The sequence below is a fragment of the Celerinatantimonas yamalensis genome, assembly GCF_046054155.1.
Taxonomy (GTDB): Bacteria; Pseudomonadota; Gammaproteobacteria; order Enterobacterales; family Celerinatantimonadaceae; genus Celerinatantimonas; species Celerinatantimonas yamalensis.
Window position 1 is genome coordinate 153,941 of the sequence record NZ_JBEQCT010000008.1, and the last position, 19,930, is coordinate 173,870.

Sequence of the window (19,930 nt, forward strand, 5' to 3'; positions counted from 1 at the left end):
TTCGACAACTTGACACGCCCACTCCGTTTGGCTTTATACAGATCCTGTTCGGCCTGGTTCAATATCTCTTCAATACTATGTGTATATTATGTTAAGCCAATACTCACCGAGACATTAAGTCCAACATTTTGGACATTAAATCGCTGCGCTGCAATCGTTGAACGGATCGCATGAGCAGCCTGGGTCGCCGCCGGATAAGAGCTATTTACCTAATATCACACAAAATTCTTCACCACCTTGCGGTAGACATTCTGCGAACCGACAATCGCTGCGATGCAGCTACCAATCCACTGTCGAGATCGCCCGTATGATGTCCATAGCTATCATTCACACGTTTAAAACATCAATATCCAACGCCATCAGATAAAAATGTCTCTTATGTTGGCTCAATCTATTCAGTCGCTCAACAAGTGCTAAACGATGACTGACATGGGTCAAAGGACAGCTAATAATTTTTATCGCTCCCCAACATAGGAACAGTCACTTTTGTCATTAAATTTCATTATAATGCGTTTAACGACGTGATTAACGACAGCTGCATCACTCGATAGCTGCATTTAAGTACCGAGAGAGCTGACGCCCACGTCTACGGTTTTCGATGGCCGCCATATTGTTTCCCATTTGACAATAAATAACGAGTGCAATAGGCCACATCAATGACGCTGAACCACAATCAACATAGAGAACAGTCTGAATATGATTCACTATCGGCGCCGAAGACTATAATATAGCCATCATCAAGGACATGCTGGCCATGCCCTTCCCATCAACATCCTAATTTATGATAGAGATTGCATGACATTTGATCAGTTAGAGCTAGATGACCGACTCCTTAGCAGTTTAGAGCAGCAAGGTTTGACCCGTCCAACCTTGATCCAACAAGAAGTCATTCCCAAATTGCTTGAGGGATTAGACGTTCTTGCATCAGCACCGACAGGTACGGGGAAAACTCTGGCTTACTTACTTCCCGCATTCCAACACTTGCTCGATTTTCCTCGGCGCGGTAAAGGGCCAGCTCGCGTAATGGTGCTAACCCCGACCCGAGAATTGGCGTTGCAGGTAGCCGAACAAGCCCGTCTACTCGCTCAACATAGTTCTCATCAAGTAATCGATATCACTGGTGGTGTTCATCATAGCGAACATGCTGAACAGCTGCGCCAAGGCTGTGATATCGTTGTCGCAACCCCTGGGCGGCTGCTCGATTATATCGACGCTGAAGTGTTTGATTGCCAAGCGATAGAATGGTTGATCCTCGATGAAGCGGATCGCATGCTAGACATGGGCTTTATCAGCGAGATGCAGCGTATCGCCAAAGAGTTAACCGCGCGCCAACGCACCGCTCTGTTCTCTGCCACTTTAGAAGGTGAACGGCTCGAGCAATTTGCCGCTGAAGTAATGCGGGATGCTCAATTAGTTGAAGTCTCACCATCACGGCGCGAGCGTGGCAAAATTATGGAGTACTATTACCACTGTGATAGCCTCAGCCATAAGCGCGATATTCTGTGTTATCACCTTAACCATGAGGATGTTACCCGCGCCATTGTCTTCGTTAAAACGCGCGACCGCCTCGATGAACTGGTGGCTTATCTACAAAGCCAAGGGATCCAAGCCGCCTACCTGCGTGGTGAAATGTCACAAGGGCGACGCAACGCTGCATTAGATCGCTTTAAAAATGGTCAGGTCAAAGTTCTACTCGCCACTGATGTTGCCTCCCGCGGGATTGATGTCCCCGATATTAGCCATGTATTTAACTTTGATATGCCACGCGGAGCAGATGTATATGTTCACCGCATTGGTCGCACGGCCCGAGCTGGTAAAAAAGGATGTGCTATCAGTTTAGTGGAAGCTCACGACTTGGCGATGCTTGGCAAAATAGAGCGCTACACCCAGACTCCGGTAAAACGCAGAGTGATCGACAGCCTTCGCCCTCAGCATAAAGTCCCGACCAAATTACAAAAAAAACCGAAAGTGAAAACCAAGAAGGGCAAACCATCAAGCGTAAAACAAAAAAAGCTCTCCACGAAAAAAACTAAATAACGTTTGATTTGTCTGCAGTGCTATCGTGGGGGTACATTTTACCCCCAAAAACCTTCTAATAGAGATTGTTGTCAAACGATAAAACATTCTATAATCGCCCCCTTCTTTTATCGCTCTGGCATCGTCCAGATTGACCAATCTTGAACCTGTTCTGATTAACAGCAATCACAGAGCATGTACAGGTTCAGCTTTGTTTGTTCCCAGTCAGCGAACAACAGGCAGCTTAAAGGACATAAACATATTATGAACACCCGTGAACCGGCACCATCAACGGATTTGGTATATCATTTAAACGAGCGCCCGCCGCTACCTCAAACCCTATTTGCTGCAATGCAACATTTACTCGCAATGTTTGTGGCAGTCATTACCCCCTCTTTAATCATCTGCCATTCTCTTGGGGTTCCCGAAGCCCAAACGAGCACCATTATTAGCATGTCATTGTTTGCTTCTGGTATTTGTTCGTTTATCCAGATCCGTACCATCGGGCCAATTGGTTCAGGATTATTATCCATTCAAGGCACAAGTTTTAATTTTGTCGGCCCCATTATTGGTGCGGGCATGTCCCTGAAAGCGGGCGGCGCTGATATTTCGACCATGATGGCGGCGATTTTTGGCACGATTATGCTAGCCTCATTGGCAGAAATTTTCCTCTCCCGCATCCTCGAATATGCGCAGCGCATTATCACGCCTTTAGTTTCAGGAATTGTCGTCACATTAATTGGCCTCACGCTAATTCAAGTCGGCTTGGTCTCAATCGGGGGTGGATATGCCGCCATGCATGCGGGTACCTTTGGGAGCTTACAAAATCTTGGTCTAGCAGGCATTGTGATTGGCTTAATTGTCCTATTTAACCGCTCCAGTAACCCCTACCTGCGCGTCGCTTCCATTGTCATTGCTATGGTAGTCGGTTATGTCGTTGCCTATGCGATGGGGCTCATACATACCAGCCAATTTGGGCATCATGATCTAGTGGCATTGCCAATTCCAATGCAGTTTGGCATTGGTTTTGATAGCAGCTTATTTATTCCGCTGGTTTTGATCTTCTTTGTCACCGCACTCGAAGCGATCGGCGATATTACCGCAACATCTGAAGTGTCTGGGGAACCTGTCAAAGGGCCTGTTTATATCCGGCGTATTAAAGGCGGTGTATTAGCCGATGGCCTGAACTCAGCTATTGCAGCATTGTTTAATAGTTTTCCCAATTCAACCTTTAGCCAAAACAACGGCATTATTATGCTAACGGGTGTTGCCAGTCGCTACGTAGGTTACTTTATTTCTGCGATGCTGGTACTTCTTGGCCTTTTCCCAAGCGTTGCAGCTTTTGTCCAGTTGATCCCTGAACCGGTTCTTGGTGGAGCAACATTGGTGATGTTTGGCACGATTGCAGGTGCGGGTATTCGTATTATTTCGCGGGTTAACATTGATCGCCGAGCGGTGTTGATTATGGCCATCTCCTTTTCCATGGGACTGGGTGTCACACAGCAACCTGATCTCTTAAAATTCATGCCTGAATTTGTCAAAAATTTACTTTCATCTGGGATTGCAACAGGCGGCATGGCAGCAATTATTTTGAATATCGTGCTACCTGAAACCCACGTAAATAAACCAGTTACAAGCGTCGCTAATGATAACGTCGTCGACTAACGCGAATGTGTGCACCAAGAAACAGGGCGCAACGAGCAAGTTTGTTCATAACCGATACACAATTTTGATTTATTTTATACCGACTCCGTTCTAAAGTATTAACTGGGCAAGTGATTAAAACTAAGGATAAATTATGGTAAAAAAACTAATACCGCTGTTAATATTATGTAGTTCTTGTGTCGCTCTGCCAGCATTTGCAGCGCAAAGTGTTGGTGCTTCCATGCATGAAATGGCTAGAAGTTATCGAGCAGTGATGCAAGATGAAACGCTTAAATCACTCGGAAAAGACTTATCATCATTGCATGACGCAGCACTAAAAGCTCAAGCTGGGGTACCTGATTTTTTGCGAAATAAACCCGCTGATGATCCAATGCGTCAAACGTACCGTGATGGGATTGATAAACTCCTTAAACAGATTGAATTAGCACAGTCCTACGTTAAAATGGGACAACTGAATAAAGCCAAAGAAGCGGCCAAAAAAATAGCGCCTATTCGGAACACGTACCACCGCAAATTGGGTATTTAATACTCTATTTCAAAAGCCTGCGAAGTTAAACGCAGGCTTTTTATTTATCTAAACAGATTGCTCAGCGCCAGCTGACATATTCACCCCGCGAGTCTCATGACCAAACGCGACAAATCCTGCGATCAATATTGCCATCGTGCCCGCCACCATAGCCATTGCCACACCATAGTTTCCACCATGTGCTGCTGCGATATGTGATTGCAACGTTGCATTGACCGATGCCAATAAGTTCCCCGTTTGATAAACAAAACTGGGCAATACAGCTCGTACATTAGCTGGTACTAATTCGTTCAAATAGGTTGGCACAACACCCCATGCCCCTTGTACCATAAACTGCATTAAGAAAGAGCCAATACCGATACTCCATGAACCGGACGAAAACGCCCATAAAGGGATAACAGGCAAAGCCAATAAAGCGGCACTCATGATCGCTTTCTTACGACCAATTTTTTCAGATAAGGTCCCAAATAAAATACCCCCCAAAATGGCCGCTATGTTGTAGCAGATTGCAATGATACTTACTGTGTGTGGGGACATATGATGTTGCACTTTTAAGAAAGTCGGATAGAGATCTTGCGTGCCATGGCTAAAGAAATTAAAACATGTCATTAACCCCACCATAAATAGACACACCTTCCAGTGCGAAACAATGGTCGACAACAGTGCCCCTGATTGGTGGTGCGCTTTAGCCTCTAACCAGACGGGCGACTCGGGTACTTTGTAATAGATATAAGGCAACAATACGATAGGAAGCGCACCGATTAAGAACATGCCTTTCCAGCCAACAGTCAGATAGAATAGACCGAAGATGATCGAGGCTAATAGATAGCCTGCCGGATAACCCGCCTGAAAAATACCCGACATAAAGCCACGTGAGCGATCAGGAATACTCTCCATCGCCAATGCCGACGCGACGCCCCAAACACCCCCCATGGCAATGCCATACATCACGCGAAAAATCATAAAGGCTGTTAATGTCGGAGACCAAGCCGATAAAAGCTCAAACAGTGAAAACAATACAATATTACTCATCAAAATCGGCCGTCGCCCATATTTTTCAGCGAGTCGCCCAAAGATCAATGCCCCTATCGGCCTCACAGCTAACGTCAACATGATCGCTACAGACACTTCTGTAATTGTGGTATGAAAATTAGCGGCCAAGTCACTTAATACAAATACTAAAATAAAAAAATCAAATGCATCAAGTGTCCAGCTAGCAAAACTAGCAAATGCCACATGGCGCTGCTTTGAAGTCCAATTACTCATAAAAAACCCTTCTTCAAAAAAAGTGAAGTAACCAACAATTTCTTTCAGAAACATGCTGATAGCGGTAATAATTGTGGGAAGTAGTTATGGTGAAAACCATAAAAAATGTAAACACCAATAATCATATGTGTTTACATTTTGTAAATATAATGCACTGGATATTGCAAAAAAAGTGGCGGGTTTATCACAATTTAATTGATTCGGGTGGTGTCACGCAGGCAGCAAAATGAGTTTTAAGTCTATTGTAGGGAAATTCAATAAAAGTACAGCCCGATACCAACAACGATTGAATATGAAATGTCTATATGATGGGTTGATCCAATAGGGAGAATGAAACCTAGTTACTTCATTGCTTGAATGAGCTTGAAAAAGATTGAAGCGCATGCGTATTACTGCACTATATGACATTCATGCTAATCGCTTTGAGCTCACAACTAGAGCAGATACACGACACAGAATCATTGGTGACGATATTGCATCAAGGCTGACGCCAGTCCAAACGAGCGATACGCTTAAAAAACGGCAAATCCAAACACGCTTAATCGGACACCTCGCGACGGAACCCCCTAGCTTATTGAATAGATATTTCCAATCTGGGTCAGCCAACTCAAGAGAGAGTGCAAATCACACGGTACGCAGAATTAGAGTTGTTTGCGCAGCTTTAATAATTCCTTGTGCCGCTCGGCGCTAACTTTCGGGTAGCTCATATTAAGATCGTTCAACGCATCGACAACGATCTGAGAGATGATCAACCTGGCATTTTTTTTATCATCGGCCGGAATGACAAACCATGGTGATTGCTGTGTACTGGTAGCACTGAGACATGACTCATAGGCACGCATATAATCGTCCCAATGTGAGCGCTCTTGGATGTCGGCGAGCGTGAATTTCCAATTTTTCTCGGGTTCATCAATGCGATCAAGAAAGCGCTCGCGTTGTTCTTTTTTAGATAAATGTAGGAAGAACTTGATCACCCTCGTCCCATTGTTGTGTAGATGAGTTTCCAGCTCCGTGATAGATTTGAAACGCTCTCCCCAGATGGCGTGATCGGCGATCGCTTCATCGGAAAACCCTTGCGCTTGAAGCAACTCTGGGTGAACCCGAACGACCAGCACTTCCTCATAATAAGAACGATTAAAAATACCGATCCGTCCCCGCTCAGGCAAACACTTGATGGTACGCCACAAAAAGTCGTGCTCTAATTCCTCAGTACTCGGTTGTTTAAAACTAAAGACCTGACAACCCTGTGGATTAACACCCGACATAACATGACGAATCGCCCCGTCCTTACCAGCAGTATCCATACCTTGAAAGATTAATAATACGGCCTGATGATTCGAGGCGTAGTGTAAATGCTGCAAATCGTGCAGTTCATTAACAAACGCCTTAAGCATCTTTTTGTACTCTTTTTTACAGTCATAAACAGGTTCAACCTTGGTCGGACGCTGAGCTAAGTCAACTTTCTCGTCGGCCTGAACACGGTAATCATTGGGATCTATTTTCATAACATCTCCGTTGTGTACTTATGATTGATAGCCTCATTCGATTCGAGTTGTTCCTAGAAACGAAAGGCTCATTAAACTCTCACTCTAACACTTCCTTTTGACTGATCATTATTTATACTGTTGAAATGAGCCCAAAATAGAGGTTAAGCAGCCTCCGTTGTCTTTGTGTGAAGGTTGGTCACCCATTTGTTCATAGCCCACATCTATCGACTCAATTGATTCAAAAAGTTCTCGATGCGGCTAGACAACACCGACACACAGACAAAAAAGTCCGCAAAAATACGGACTTAAAATACAGATTAGCCAGCTCACTAAGGTGTGATTCCACCCGAATATCGATAAGACTAAAATATCATTTAGTTACAACATGTTAGAGCACAATCACTTTTCAATACTCTTATCTATACTATGGTTAAAATTTTTCTTGTTTTTTGGCTTCTCGGCGCCATTTTAGTTCAGCTTTGCCCAAGCTTAGCATTCAGCCATATCACAGCGAAGCTCCACCCATACAGCAACGTCCAGCCGCAAGCCGATATCATTTATTATTCAAGGTCATACACCGATGTAACTCGTGTGCACAACAACCATTTGTGAAGAGTTGCTGTTGCACGACGCTTAGGGCTGATAGAAATTTAGCCGCTAAAATTCAATTCGAATATTCACAACGAATAATTAACTATCCGCAGTATTCATCAGATAGCTTTTACTGATTGCCCCTCCGGTCGATCCGGTTTCTCATAGAGCTCAAAGGCCAGTGTAGCGATCTGCGGTTCCAGAGCCGACGTTGTTTTGAGTTCGGCCGGCGTCAACCGCAGCTTGGACTTAAGATTTTGGTTCAGCTTTGGCGTCAGGCTTCAGGTCTGTCCTCGACTTTGGAGGCAGGCTTGGTTTTCGCTTTGACTGGATCAAGAATGTGATAGGCGAGCAGTTTCACGGGGTCGGTCAGGAGGAACCACAGCAGTGCGTAACCCCACACGAACCCGGCCCATTTCCAGCCCAGAGGTGTCATGAACAGTCCGTAAACCGCTACCAGCGTCGACGTAAGCTGCGCGCCAGTCACGGCCAACCACAAAATCCGCGCGGGACGTATCGACCAGAAAGGGCCGCGCGTGCGGGTCTGGAATATCGTCAGCGTTCCCGCCACCGACAGCATTAGATACATCATTGTCTGGAGATGAGCATGATCGAGGTGATAGACCTGACTACCGAGGAAAAACAAGCCAAACGCAGCGATGGGACCGACCAGGCCCAGCACCGTGGCGATCCCTAGCACCATGCGCATATTCCAGGACTCGGGTTGATCCTTGTAATGCACGTTATCATAGGAGATGGACAGAATGGCGCCATCATTGAGCAAGGCGAGCATCACGATCATCACCGCTGTCAATGGATAGAAGTTGAAGATCAGGATTGAGATCGTCATGAACAATAGCACCCGCAGCGTTTCAGCAATGCGGTAGATCGCATAGCTGTTCATGCGCTGGAAAATCTTCCGGCTCTCCTTGATTGCGTCGATGATCACCGACAGGCCAGGCGTCATCAGGACGATATCCGACGCTGCGCGCGCGGCGTCAGTCGCGCCTGACACTGCGATGCCACAGTCGGCCTTCTTCAACGCGGGGGCATCGTTCACCCCATCGCCGGTCATGCCGACAATGTGACCACGTTTTTGCAGCACATCCACGACGTGAAACTTGTGTTCGGGAAACACCTGAGCAAAACCGTCGGACTCCTCGATCGACTCGGCCACCTCTTCGGTCTCCTCTTTCTTCGAGTCACCCAAGCTGGCCGCATCAAGGATATTTGCGCCCATATCCAGCTTCTTGGCGGTCTCCTTAGCGATAGCCAGTGCGTCACCTGTCACCATCTTGACCTTCACGCCCATCGCCAGCGCTGTCGCGATGGTTGCCTTAGCATCTTCCCGCGGCGGATCAAACAAAGGCAACACGCCGACCAACATCCACTTGCCGTCCTCATCTGCTCGAGCGACGCCTAGCGAACGAAAACCACTCGACGCAAAGTCATTGACCGCCTTGTCGACGGAGGACTTAACTTCACCGGCATTGGCCGCCAGTGCCAAGATCACTTGCGGCGCGCCCTTAGTCACCTTGAATTGCTTTCCGTCCTCGCCCTTAATCGTCGCTTCGGTGCGCTTGTGCACTGGGTCGAACGGCTGGAAATGCAACACCTGGTAGCCCTTCAGAGCCTTGTTATCTTTCAGGCCGCCCAGCACAGCCAGGTCAATGGTGTCCTTGTCGTCCTCGCGCGACGCCAGCGCGGCGTCGAGGATGACCTGCTCGGCGGAGATACTGTTCACGCTGAATGGATCGCCTAGGGTGAGTTTGTTCTGAGTCAGAGTGCCGGTCTTGTCCGCACAGAGTATGTCCACGCCGGCCAGTTCCTCAATGGCAACCAGACGGCTGACGATGGCTTGCTTCTTGGCAAGCAGACGCGCACCGACCGCCATCGTGACCGACAATACGGTGGGCATCGCCACCGGAATCGCCGCTACAGTCAGCACTAGGGCAAACTGCAAGGTGGTGAGGATTGGGTCGCCCCGGTAAGTCGCGACGGCAACAATCGTAGCCACCAGCGTCACCGCAAGCATGATCAGGTAGTTACCAATCTTCAACACTGCTTTTTGAAAATGGCTAACGGTGTTCGCGTCCTGCACCAGTTCCGCCGTCTTGCCGAAGTAGGTGTTCGCCCCAGTGGCATAGACCATCGCGGTGGTTTCACCTCGGCGGATGATAGAGCCGGAAAACACCGCATCGCCCAGTTTGAGTTCGGCCGGCAAGGACTCGCCGGTTAGCGCGGACTGATCGACCGACATGGGGTCGTCGCCGAGCAAACGCGCATCCGCTGGCACGATGTCGCCTAGCCGCAAACGGATGACATCGCCTGGCACCAACTCACGTGACGACGGATTGATCCACTTCCCATCACGAAGGACGCAGGCCTTGACCGCTAGCTTGGCTTTCAGGGCCTCGATAGCGTTGCTTGCTTCATGTTCCTCCCAGAAACCGACTACGGCGTTGGCCACAAGTAAAAAGAGGATGATAAAAAAATCCGGCCAGTGCTGGACCACACCCGAGAGGATCACCGCAATCTCGATCATCCACGGGATCGGCCCCCAGAAATAGGAGAGAAATTTCAGGAGAAGGTTCGTCTTCTTTTCAGTAAGTTCATTCGGTCCATATTGGGCCAGCCGTTTCTGTGACTCAGCCTGACTAAGGCCGTCCGGTGACGACCCCAGTTTTTCTTGCAGTTCCGACAGAGGCAGGGATTTCAGATTGTCCCTCGCATCGTGCGCCTTGGACTGATCGGTATCAGGTTTCATAAGGGATATTCCTTCTGTCGTTGCGAGACTTCAGATTTCGTGAGTTGCAGGAAATTTGTCCTGATGCCCATGTCCTCGCGGTATGAATTCGGAGCGTGACCAATGGTGGTGCCGGTCACGCGGATGGTGTAATTCTCCAGATCGTTCATGCTACGAAACAAGCATCCTTCTCCTTGGCAAACCACGATCAGCGAGGCGTTCAAAAAATAAAAAGACAACGCGCTTAATCGCCTCGGCTATTCGCTGTTCTGCTTTGCGTGCATGACCGAGAAATAAATAGATAAGCCTCAAGAGCGATCTCACGCCTGGGATCCAGAAAAAAACCGAACATGCCACCTCAGAACCCATCCATCTTGCCCCGCTACTTCATGCGATCACCGATGTTGTAATAGCCGATAACGTGCTCCTGCATGTGATAGTCGCGCCCGGCGATAGAAAGCTGTTTCATGTCGAAGCTAGCCTTCTACAATTTCTTAACGGCCAGTTCGGCATGCATGAGTAACTAAACATTACGACAACCGTGTTGAGTTTCTGTGTGCTTGAATTCATCGTGATGATTCCGGTTTGAATCGGGTTTCCGATTGTGCGCCAGACAGCTTTAGTCACGCCCCACGCAACACCCCATCGATAAAACTCGGCCGAAGTTCACCCTACGCCCTGATGCTGATTTATTCCGTTCGGTAGCGCACGCACACTCCCAGCCGTTTTGGCGCTTGCATCTAGGGAACCGGAGCGCGCAGTTGTTATAAGATACGGATCGTGAATACGGTGATGATTGAGTTCATCGTAAACCTATTCTCATTGGCGACTCCGGCCACGCCAATCTTTTTGATCGTGTTTTGGGGCTGACTCCGAGCTTCTTCAGCTCACGCCAGCTTACCGAGTCGTCGTTCAGTACCGTAGTAGTACGGTGAATTTGGAGACTAATTAAGCCTTATAATCACAATATAAATGAGGCAAAGTTACAAAACGAAACGAAAAGAAAAGAACAAGTAGTCATCTCTGGGCAGCTGACCTGGTCAACTGAATTCGGTCACCCTAGTTAAGTTCGTTAAGCGACTTCTTTTAATAGCTTACCCATACGCTCAAATTCATTGGGACTTTGGTAATCAAGATATGAATGGAGTCTGTAACAGATTCTGATTACTTGAATCTACAGTCGCTTTTTTTAGTATTTCACGCTCCATTTCTGAGTGCTTTACTTGTGCTTTTAGCTTGTGGATCTCTTCCTGCTCAGGTGTCAGCTTGCCATTGCCTCGAAATGCATGACCATCATCATTTTCTGCTTCTTTTATCCAGCGGCCGAGTAGCTGAGGTGTGACCTCTAAATTTCTAGCAGCTTCAGCAATACTGTAATTTTGCTCTCTTACCAGTGCCATGGCATCAAGCTGGAATTCTTTTGAATAGGATTTACGTGTGTTCATTTGAATCTCCAGTTAAATCAATTATGTCTTAACTGGGTTAGTCGTATCAATTAAACCACGTCAAGTGTAACATCCCCTCCTTACTCCATGAGTGTCAGAGGCAAGCTGCGGAACCGTCGGAACCATTGACGTTATATACGGAAACGACCCACTAATCTGCTGAGTTGGTCAATGTCTGTAATCAGCTGCTTTTTGATCTCCACGGCTTTATGCGTGTACTCTACATTAGAAGCCGCAATCGACGTCACATCGCCAACTTGCTCCGAAATATCGGCCGCGTTCTGGTTTTGCTCTTGGATTAATTGCGAAATTTGCTGGTTTGTTTGACTGAGTGTATTGATTGATCCGATGATGGTATTGAACATCTCGATGGTCTCTTGTGCTTGTGCTGCGACACTGTCGGTCAGCTTTTGTGATGAACGCATGACCTGTGCCGCATCGGTGGATCCTTTTTGGATACGCTCCACGACAGTTTCTATTTCGAGGGTGGATTTATGGGTGCGGTTGGCAAGACTGCGAACTTCGTCCGCCACAACAGCAAAGCCTCGACCTGTTTCCCCTGCGCGGGCAGCCTCAATTGCTGCGTTCAGTGCTAACAAATTAGTTTGTTCTGCGATTTCGCGGATGACATTCAGCACTTTACCAATGTTCTGTCCGTCATTTTCGAGAGTCGATACCACAGAAGAGGCTTTTTCCATCTCCTCAACAACCGAATGAAGCGATCGTAGCGTTTGGGAAAGATTTGTTTGCCCCTTGTTTGAACTGCTATTGGCTTCTACTGCCATTTCACCACATTTATTAGCATCAGCAGAGACTTCACCTAGGCTATGTGTCATCGCATTGACTGCATTGGATATCTCATTTGTACTTTGCTGCTGATGTGTGGATAAGCGGTCTACTTGTTGTAGTGTGTTATCGATTTGCTCTGCGAGATTTTGCGTTGATGAGATGGTTGTAGACACTTGCTTAATAATGGAGTGTACTAGATCGATAAACCTATTTAAGTGTTTAGCCACTTCCGCCATTTCGTCTTTTCCTGTACTGTTTAGACGAGTGGTTAAATTGCCGTCCGTACTATTAAGATCTTCTAATAACGTGACCATTTGGCGCAAAGGTCGAATAATCAGGCGCTTTGCCGCAAAAGCGATAATCGCGGAGATGACTAATATGATGGCCAGGCTGATGTAGTTATTCAGATCCACATTATGAATGACGGTGTCTAGGCTTGCTGCACGCTTTTCAACCTGACTATCTCCCACCTTTTCGAGCTTTTCAATTAAGCCGAGCAAAGTCTCTACCTGCTTGTCAAAGTTTGTAATGGTTCTTGATAAGTCATTTTTATCACCAGACAAAATCTGTGACTTTAATGCATCGAATTTTGTCAAATTGCTATCTAGCGTTTGTAGGTTGTCTGGACTCATTAAACCAGACGCTTTCATTCTATTGAGGGCTTCTTGAGTAAACTCATTGGTCTCTGTGATTTTGTTTTTGGTTTGATCGAGAGTGGCTTCATTAAATAGATACCGATCAAGAGCAATGATTTGTGCTTGTATGCCAATTGTCCCTTCCATGGCCCCATCGGCAGCATTCCAAGCATTCCCTGTGATGAATTTTATCTCTGTATCCAGTTTTTTTATCGACAAAATGCCAATAATAGAGCTAGTTAAAACGATCATAACAAATAAGCATATTCCCAAATAAATCTTCAACTTTATCGACATTTTTTATCCCAAAAAATGATGAGTTCTATATTCAAAGATAGTCGATTATCAAAAGGTGTCTAGGGTGTTTTGATCTTTCGTGATAGATTTTTGAGCAACATGGTAAAGCGTTTATAATTGGCTTCGCTAAAAGTAACAACATAACCCGATACCATATAACCCGATACCATGACGAAACTAATGTTAACTGATAAGCGCTGGGAAAAGCCACTTCAAATCATGATGAGCACTGACCGCATTTATAACATAGAATGATCTTTGAAGAGATTCTTTACCGATTGCGAACAGGTATACTTTGGCATGATCTACCAATAGAGTTTGATGACTGGAGTGCCGTTTATCGTCGTTTTAACCTGTGGTCTAAAAAGCCTGTTGAGCAGATGATTTAATAAGTTATAAAACTCCAGGGTGGCCAGCTTAGTCACTGCCTGATGAATTGCTTGCTGAACTTCGATATTACGGCAGGTTGTCATAGTCACCTCTCTGACAGGTGGTATATGGAAATGTGGGCCGGTGCATCATCACTGGCCCGTATGCTTTCTAACTACTTGTGTCGGCCAAACGGCTAGCGTCTGATTTTGTCGATTTGCTCGACCGATCCCGTCATGTCCTTGTAAGCGCGCCCGGCCAGCCTAGCAACCGCTCTATTTCTTTTCTGATTATGTTCTCAATGAGAAAGCCATAAAAAATGCCAGTCAGTATTACTGACTGGCATTTCATTTATCTTATAGACGAAGCTCTTGTTTCTCTTCAACACTAAGCATTCGTGGGCGCGATGTAATTCTATCCACCTTGTGTCTCCAACTTACCACTGTACATTTTAGATAGCGCATCAAAACATGAGTTACCAACAAGAAACCTTAGGGATATTTTTAGATTATTTCTCATACACATCTTGAAAGCCATTAGCGCTGCCCAAAGCATATACAACAAGGAATAACCTCATTAAATAAAAGGATCAAATCATGGGTTTGAAACCAGGGCCAAAACCAATAGCCAAGTCGACCGGCAAGCCAGATCAACGTCGACGTGACAATAAAAACACGCCAGGAAACACTCCGGGCCTAAAGCCGAGTAAATCCTCGACCAAGTAATGTGCCCTTAACAGTACCGAGTCAGATTAAGTGGTACTGACTCTTGTTCCTAAAACCCAAAACACACTTTTGCCCCATTATGTGTTTCGAACAGTTGGCAATGTACAAATAAGAGTCCAACTGTACACAAATTTATGTGATGCTACTAAGTTTCTACTGACTCGGTGGCTATTCAGATCATTTTTTTGACTGAATAATTAAAACTACACCAGCCATGAGTAGAATTGCGCCAATAATAGTGCTCAATGCTGGTTTTGAAGGAATAGGCGTAGAAATACTATCTGCAATGATGCTGAATACTAATTGGCTACCAACCAATATGGCTATCGTTATTGCCGCCCCTAAATGCTTATAGCCTAACACTCCTGAAAACACGAAGAATGAGCCTAAAGCTCCCGGTACTAACGTCATTGGGCTGATATTTTTTATTGCTTCATTAAGACCGGACATCCCATTTTTTATGCATAGAATGGTGAGCAATATTAATAGACCGCTGATAGAGTTCAGCAGCAATGTGATAGTTACAGTGGATACTTTTTCAGTAATCTTAACCATCATGAGGTTCTGTATAACCAAAGAGATGCCTGCTGCAACCAAGATAATGACGGTGGTATAAGATTGCATGAGCATCTCCTATCTATCTGAAATAAATTATTTTTCGGTTGGTGTTTCAGGTGTGTCTAGCACTAGCTGGTAAAATGAGAGGTTTAACCAACGCCCAAACTTGTATCCAACTTCAGTTAGAGTTCCTGCATGATGGAAACCATGCTTCTCATGTAAAGCGATACTGCCAAGGTTATCTGCATCGATACCGCCAATAACAACGTGATAATTATTTTCTTTTGCTGAGTTTATGATTAATTCAAGAAGAATATGGCCTAACCCTTTGCCCCGAAAATCCTTGTGAACATAAATAGAATGCTCAATAGAGTATTTGTACGCAGGCCAGTTTCGAAAAGCACCATAGCTGGCAAATGCAATTAATTCACCATTTGCAGATTCTAACCCAATGACGGGATAACCATTATTTCTTTTCGCTTCAAACCATCCAACCATACTTTCTATTGAACGTTTCTCGTAATCGTACAAAGCTGTCGAAGTTTCGATTGCATCATTAAATATATCTAGGATGCTTTGTGCGTGCTTTTCATATGTACAGTTGACTACGTTATATTCCATTATTTGTTCTCCTTTGAAGAAGGAAGGCTCGTAAGTGCAATTAGATACCTAGCTTCTGTGTTGTTGGGGTTAAAAAATATTGTGTGTTCCTTTTGCTGGAATGCTAAGCAATCACCTTCTTTTAAATGCCAAGTGGAATGATCGTCGGAGATTTCAATATTTCCCGAGATCACCCATACCTGCTGATGTATTTCGATATTTCTGAGCATGTTTTCGAAAGTGACACTCTTTTTGGGTGGAAAGATAATCTCAGTTAATTCAACTGTTGAAGTTGCATTTCTCGGCGTAAGTTGACGTCGAATGTATCCAGATTCGGGATCTTGCCAAGTTTTTTGATTCTCTATACTCGATACACATTGAGTTTCACTTATGGTTTCTTCTAAGCTATCAGAAAGTAGTTTTGGAAGAGATGTACCTAAAGCATCGGCCAATTTGTTTAGAACCGTTGCAGTTGGGCTTGATTGCTCTCGTTCAATCAACGAAATCATCGAGCGACTAATGCCGCTTCGCTTCGCCAAAGCATCCAGTGTTAAGCTCTGTCTCTTACGCAACGTTTTGAGTTTAGTTGAGATTAAAGTATCTATGCCCATACATTCCACCTTACTAGAAATTAAATCCATTAAACTAGAATTTAAGAGTATTAGCAATAGAGGTAAGTGAATATTTAGCTAATATATTGAAAATATGAGTATATCTTTATTAAAATGTTGGAATTTAAACTGAGAAAGAAAATAGATTCCTTATAAGAACTATTGGATTAGTACTTTCCCTACTTGAAGTAATTCGTGGTTTGCTAAATTAAGTAGAAACTCTAAGAAGGTTTTGTCCAGAAACGAGTTACAGCTTCACCATAATCGGTTCGTGTACATGAAATACGGGCCGGTGCATAATCACTGGCCCGTATGCTTTCTAACTACTTGCGTCGGCCAAACGGCCAGCATCTCATTTTGTCGATTTGATCGACCGATCCCGTCATGTCCTTGTAAGCGCGCCCGGCCAGCCTAGCAACCGCTCTATTTCTTTTCTGATTATGTTCTCAATGAGAAAGCCATAAAAAATGCCAGTCAGTATTACTGACTGGCATTTCATTTATATAACAGCTAGTTAGAAATATGGTCTTTATCGATACCATCATCTATACCATGCACTGATTTTTCTTGATTTTTTGCTGCTCGTCGACGTTTTAGTTCAGCTTTGGCCCAAGCTGAGGATTCTTGCATATCACGGCGAAGTTCTTGTTTCTCTTCAACACTAAGCCATCGCGGGCCCGATGTCATTCTATCCACCTTCTATCTCCAACTTGTCGCTGTACATTTTAGATAGCGCATCAAAACATGAGTTACCAACAAGAAACCTTGGGGATATTTTTAGATTATTTCTCATACACATCTTGAAAGCCATTAGCGCTGCCCAAAGCATATACAACAAGGAATAACCTCATTAAATAAAAGGATCAAATCATGGGTTTGAAACCAGGGCCAAAACCAATAGCCAAGTCGACCGGCAAGCCAGATCAACGTCGACGTGACAATAAAAACACGCCAGAAAACACTCCGGGCCTAAAGCCGAGTAAATCCTCGAGCAAGTAATGTGCCCTTAACAGTACCAAGTCAGATTAAGTGGTACTGACTCTTGTTCCTAAAACCCAAAACACACTTTTGCCCCATTTATTTCTAGCCCAAGAATTAGGACACGTTTCATTTGCCATAAATTGGCCTACTTTTGGTAATGCTAAAAGTGGCTACCATAACGGCGACTTTTTATCATCAAAACGTCGATTAACGAGGTCTAAATCACCGTATTCTTTCATACATTCTTACCTACGGTATGATCCACTGGCCATAGACATCCAGTATGCTTAAGAGGATGTCTATGAATCACAAGTTTATCGCATAGTGCTCGCCAGAGTTTGCTCTAATTGCTCTTTGTTCATGCGAACACAATAACATGGACGCCCTCGTTCGAACTTCCAGCTCTGTGATAGAGGACCTGCATCAACTGAATCAAAACCAAATTCCTCATACAACTGAGTCACTATTTTCTTCCCTTTTTCAGTATCACAAGAAAATGGTAGAGCACGTCGATTAGCGGAGCTTTTGGGTAACCCGTCTTGTTCTAAATCAGTCATTCGGATAGCGTTGAATGCTTTAGCTATACATGCTGTATGCAGAAGTTGAGATGTAAATTCGCTGGTTGTGGTCTTTTGTGTTTCAAATTCGTCGATGTAGCCATCTCGCTCAGGATAATAGTTGATAGCATCAATAACTTGTTTATCGCGTAGAACTTTGATTGGAAGACTATTAATTGAAGACATTGGAATAGCTAGTACAACAACATCCCCAAAATTCGCAGCCTCTTCAGAGGTACCTATCTCGCAACCAATCATTGGCCTTAAGCTAAAAAGTGAATCTACGGAACGTGAGTTACTTAACATAACTTTATGCCCATTTTTTATCGCTAGTTTAGCTATTGCTCTACCTACAAATCCTGCTCCAATAACACCTATTTTCATATCATTTTCCTTTCATTTTTAGAACAAGAATGAGCATAATAAACAATTATTAGGGGATAAATCGCGATTAGACGTTAAGTTAATCAACAAATAGGAGTGAATCATGGATCGACTGACCAGCATGTCTGTATTTGTGAAAGCGGCAGAGTTAGGTTCTTTTGCTTTAACAGCGGAAGCTCTGGATATGTCAGCTCAAATGGTGTCGAAACATATAGCCTGGTTAGAATCGAGATTAGGCACTACATTACTTAATCGAACTACACGTCGCCAACAATTAACGGATGTTGGCCAACGATATTATGAGCAGTGCAAGATTGTTATAGCCGAAGTTAAGCTGTCGGACTCACTCGTAAGTGAATTAAAATCTTCTCCTTCCGGTATTTTAAAAGTCAGCGCACCAGTAACATTTGGGTCAACATCACTTACTCCATTCATTACAAACTATCTTGGTCGATACACAGAAACGGAAATTGAGTTAACGTTGAATGATAGGCTGGTTGACCCGATACAAGAAGGATACGAAGTGATTATCAGGATAGGAGAATTGGAGGATAGTTCTTTGACCGCTTATCCATTGAGGCCATATCAATTAATTGCTTGCGCATCACCACATTACATAAAGCGCTATGGGAAGCCTCAATGTCCATCTGATTTGTCAGAGCATTCATGTCTAATTTATGGAATTTGGACAGCCTCTATGCCGTGTCGTTGGATTTTCAGTAGAAATGGCATAAAAGAAGAAGTAAAACCAAAAGGAAGGTTTCGTTCTAACGATTGGAAAGCATTACTTCATGCTGCTATTGAAAGTTATGGTATTACACTAGGACCGAAAGATATTTTGCAGAAAGAGATAGATCAGGGGAATCTAATTCAAATTCTAACTGATTATCAAGCTCCATCTCGACCCATGCATATTCTGACACCGCCTACTCACCGTCCGATAGCAAAAGTTCGTTGCTTTGTTGAGGCCCTGAAAGAAAACTTCTCTTAGAAACAATCTTTATAACGGATTCTTTCCATCATTGAGCTAGCTGAGTTGTAGTGGATTACAAAAATTGGTCATTCAATTAGAGGTTTTGCCATACTTCTTATAATTCGTCATAAGCTAAATTAGTAAAATCGCTGCCTCACTTTGTCGATTTGATCGACCGATCTCGTCATGTCCTTGTAAGCGCGCCCGGCCAGCCTAGCAACCGCTCTATTTCTTTTCTGATTATGTTCTCAATGAGAAAAGCCATAAAAAATGCCAGTCAGTATTACTGACTGGCATTTCATTTATCTTATAAAGGCATAACTAGCTATTTATAGCCAGTCCTACTCCCATTCGAATATCAACGATCAGATATTACCAATAAATAACAGTTAGTTACAATCAGTATCTTTCTCAATACCATCACTGATACCATGCTCAGAGTTTTTTTATTTTTTGCTGCTCATCGACGTTTTAATTCGGCTTTGGCCCAGGTTGAGGATTTTTGCATATCACGACGAAGTCGCTCTCTCTCATCGGGAGTCAATCTTCTCATTTCCTAATACTCCTTCATCCTCGACCATTTCATAGTCTTAATCTATCGAACCTTTACTCAAAACGTTTATTTGATCTCTGATTGTAATGGTCCGTTCGGTCTTGCTTTTATTCGAAAAGTGTAACTCATTAGACTTAATGCTGAAATACGATAGTG

13 protein-coding genes and 2 pseudogenes are annotated in these 19,930 nt (G+C 44.5%); 5 read left to right on the plus strand and 10 right to left on the minus strand.

The window, feature by feature from the left end; translation table 11 throughout:
* Positions 1-795 precede the first annotated feature (795 nt).
* The 3 genes from srmB to ABUE30_RS15510 all read left to right on the plus strand — a co-directional run bounded on the left by srmB (position 796) and on the right by ABUE30_RS15510 (position 4,207).
* Positions 796-2,037, plus strand: coding sequence for an ATP-dependent RNA helicase SrmB (gene srmB, locus ABUE30_RS15500; RefSeq protein WP_408624744.1), 1,242 nt, complete (start codon positions 796-798; stop codon positions 2,035-2,037).
* Between the two features lie 243 nt (positions 2,038-2,280).
* The gene (locus ABUE30_RS15505; RefSeq protein ID WP_408624745.1) at positions 2,281-3,681 is read left to right on the plus strand and encodes a uracil-xanthine permease family protein; all 1,401 of its coding nucleotides are present in this window, start codon (positions 2,281-2,283) and stop codon (positions 3,679-3,681) included.
* A gap of 133 nt (positions 3,682-3,814) precedes the next feature.
* On the plus strand, positions 3,815-4,207 hold the full coding sequence (locus ABUE30_RS15510; protein ID WP_408624746.1) for a cytochrome b562: 393 nt from the start codon (positions 3,815-3,817) through the stop codon (positions 4,205-4,207).
* A 48-nt stretch (positions 4,208-4,255) separates the two neighbouring features.
* Here the strand turns inward: ABUE30_RS15510 and ABUE30_RS15515 are convergent, their stop codons facing one another.
* The 5 genes and pseudogenes from ABUE30_RS15515 to ABUE30_RS15535 all read right to left on the minus strand — a co-directional run bounded on the left by ABUE30_RS15515 (position 4,256) and on the right by ABUE30_RS15535 (position 13,463).
* The gene (locus ABUE30_RS15515) at positions 4,256-5,473 is read right to left on the minus strand and encodes an MFS transporter (RefSeq protein ID WP_408624747.1); all 1,218 of its coding nucleotides are present in this window, start codon (positions 5,471-5,473) and stop codon (positions 4,256-4,258) included.
* 641 nt (positions 5,474-6,114) lie between these two features.
* A complete protein-coding gene (locus tag ABUE30_RS15520) occupies positions 6,115-6,978 on the minus strand; it encodes an ADP-polyphosphate phosphotransferase (protein ID WP_408624748.1) in 864 nt (287 codons plus the stop codon).
* 847 nt (positions 6,979-7,825) lie between these two features.
* Positions 7,826-10,318: a plasma-membrane proton-efflux P-type ATPase gene (locus tag ABUE30_RS15525; protein WP_408624749.1), complete on the minus strand. Its 2,493-nt coding sequence runs from the start codon at positions 10,316-10,318 to the stop codon at positions 7,826-7,828.
* A 1,160-nt stretch (positions 10,319-11,478) separates the two neighbouring features.
* Positions 11,479-11,742: pseudogene (locus ABUE30_RS15530) on the minus strand (transposase); the annotation flags it as partial.
* Positions 11,743-11,873: 131 nt separating this feature from the next.
* Complete coding sequence (locus ABUE30_RS15535) at positions 11,874-13,463, minus strand: methyl-accepting chemotaxis protein (RefSeq protein ID WP_408624750.1); 1,590 nt, start codon at positions 13,461-13,463, stop codon at positions 11,874-11,876.
* 168 nt (positions 13,464-13,631) lie between these two features.
* Between ABUE30_RS15535 and ABUE30_RS15540 the strand changes: the two are divergent.
* Positions 13,632-13,837, plus strand: a pseudogene (locus ABUE30_RS15540) (transposase); the annotation flags it as partial.
* Between the two features lie 897 nt (positions 13,838-14,734).
* Here ABUE30_RS15540 and ABUE30_RS15545 read toward each other — a convergent pair.
* From ABUE30_RS15545 to ABUE30_RS15565, 5 genes are all read right to left on the minus strand, one after another.
* A complete protein-coding gene (locus ABUE30_RS15545; RefSeq protein WP_408624751.1) occupies positions 14,735-15,181 on the minus strand; it encodes a DMT family transporter in 447 nt (148 codons plus the stop codon).
* A gap of 27 nt (positions 15,182-15,208) precedes the next feature.
* A complete protein-coding gene (locus tag ABUE30_RS15550; protein WP_408624752.1) occupies positions 15,209-15,736 on the minus strand; it encodes a GNAT family N-acetyltransferase in 528 nt (175 codons plus the stop codon).
* Positions 15,736-16,326, minus strand: a complete 591-nt coding sequence (locus tag ABUE30_RS15555) for a helix-turn-helix domain-containing protein (RefSeq protein ID WP_408624753.1) — start codon at positions 16,324-16,326, stop codon at positions 15,736-15,738. Before ABUE30_RS15555 ends, ABUE30_RS15550 begins: the two co-directional genes overlap by 1 nt.
* 510 nt (positions 16,327-16,836) lie before the next feature.
* Positions 16,837-17,013 carry a hypothetical protein gene (locus ABUE30_RS15560; protein ID WP_408624754.1) on the minus strand — a complete coding sequence of 59 codons (177 nt, stop codon included), beginning with the start codon at positions 17,011-17,013 and terminating at the stop codon, positions 16,837-16,839.
* 608 nt (positions 17,014-17,621) lie between these two features.
* Complete coding sequence (locus ABUE30_RS15565) at positions 17,622-18,248, minus strand: NADPH-dependent F420 reductase (protein ID WP_408624755.1); 627 nt, start codon at positions 18,246-18,248, stop codon at positions 17,622-17,624.
* Positions 18,249-18,351: 103 nt separating this feature from the next.
* On the opposite strand from ABUE30_RS15565, the gene ABUE30_RS15570 reads away from it, so the two are divergent.
* Positions 18,352-19,239 carry a LysR family transcriptional regulator gene (locus ABUE30_RS15570; RefSeq protein ID WP_408624756.1) on the plus strand — a complete coding sequence of 296 codons (888 nt, stop codon included), beginning with the start codon at positions 18,352-18,354 and terminating at the stop codon, positions 19,237-19,239.
* Positions 19,240-19,930 lie beyond the last annotated feature (691 nt).

Bases quoted from the DNA above. Each gene is read 5' to 3' on its own strand.
- srmB (WP_408624744.1), top strand. From the start codon at position 796: ATGACATTTGATCAGTTAGAGCTAGATGACCGACTCCTTAGCAGTTTA.
- ABUE30_RS15505 (WP_408624745.1), top strand. From the start codon at position 2,281: ATGAACACCCGTGAACCGGCACCATCAACGGATTTGGTATATCATTTA.
- ABUE30_RS15510 (WP_408624746.1), top strand. From the start codon at position 3,815: ATGGTAAAAAAACTAATACCGCTGTTAATATTATGTAGTTCTTGTGTC.
- ABUE30_RS15515 (WP_408624747.1), bottom strand. From the start codon at position 5,473: ATGAGTAATTGGACTTCAAAGCAGCGCCATGTGGCATTTGCTAGTTTT.
- ABUE30_RS15520 (WP_408624748.1), bottom strand. From the start codon at position 6,978: ATGAAAATAGATCCCAATGATTACCGTGTTCAGGCCGACGAGAAAGTT.
- ABUE30_RS15525 (WP_408624749.1), bottom strand. From the start codon at position 10,318: ATGAAACCTGATACCGATCAGTCCAAGGCGCACGATGCGAGGGACAAT.
- ABUE30_RS15535 (WP_408624750.1), bottom strand. From the start codon at position 13,463: ATGTCGATAAAGTTGAAGATTTATTTGGGAATATGCTTATTTGTTATG.
- ABUE30_RS15545 (WP_408624751.1), bottom strand. From the start codon at position 15,181: ATGCAATCTTATACCACCGTCATTATCTTGGTTGCAGCAGGCATCTCT.
- ABUE30_RS15550 (WP_408624752.1), bottom strand. From the start codon at position 15,736: ATGGAATATAACGTAGTCAACTGTACATATGAAAAGCACGCACAAAGC.
- ABUE30_RS15555 (WP_408624753.1), bottom strand. From the start codon at position 16,326: ATGGGCATAGATACTTTAATCTCAACTAAACTCAAAACGTTGCGTAAG.
- ABUE30_RS15560 (WP_408624754.1), bottom strand. From the start codon at position 17,013: ATGACATCGGGCCCGCGATGGCTTAGTGTTGAAGAGAAACAAGAACTT.
- ABUE30_RS15565 (WP_408624755.1), bottom strand. From the start codon at position 18,248: ATGAAAATAGGTGTTATTGGAGCAGGATTTGTAGGTAGAGCAATAGCT.
- ABUE30_RS15570 (WP_408624756.1), top strand. From the start codon at position 18,352: ATGGATCGACTGACCAGCATGTCTGTATTTGTGAAAGCGGCAGAGTTA.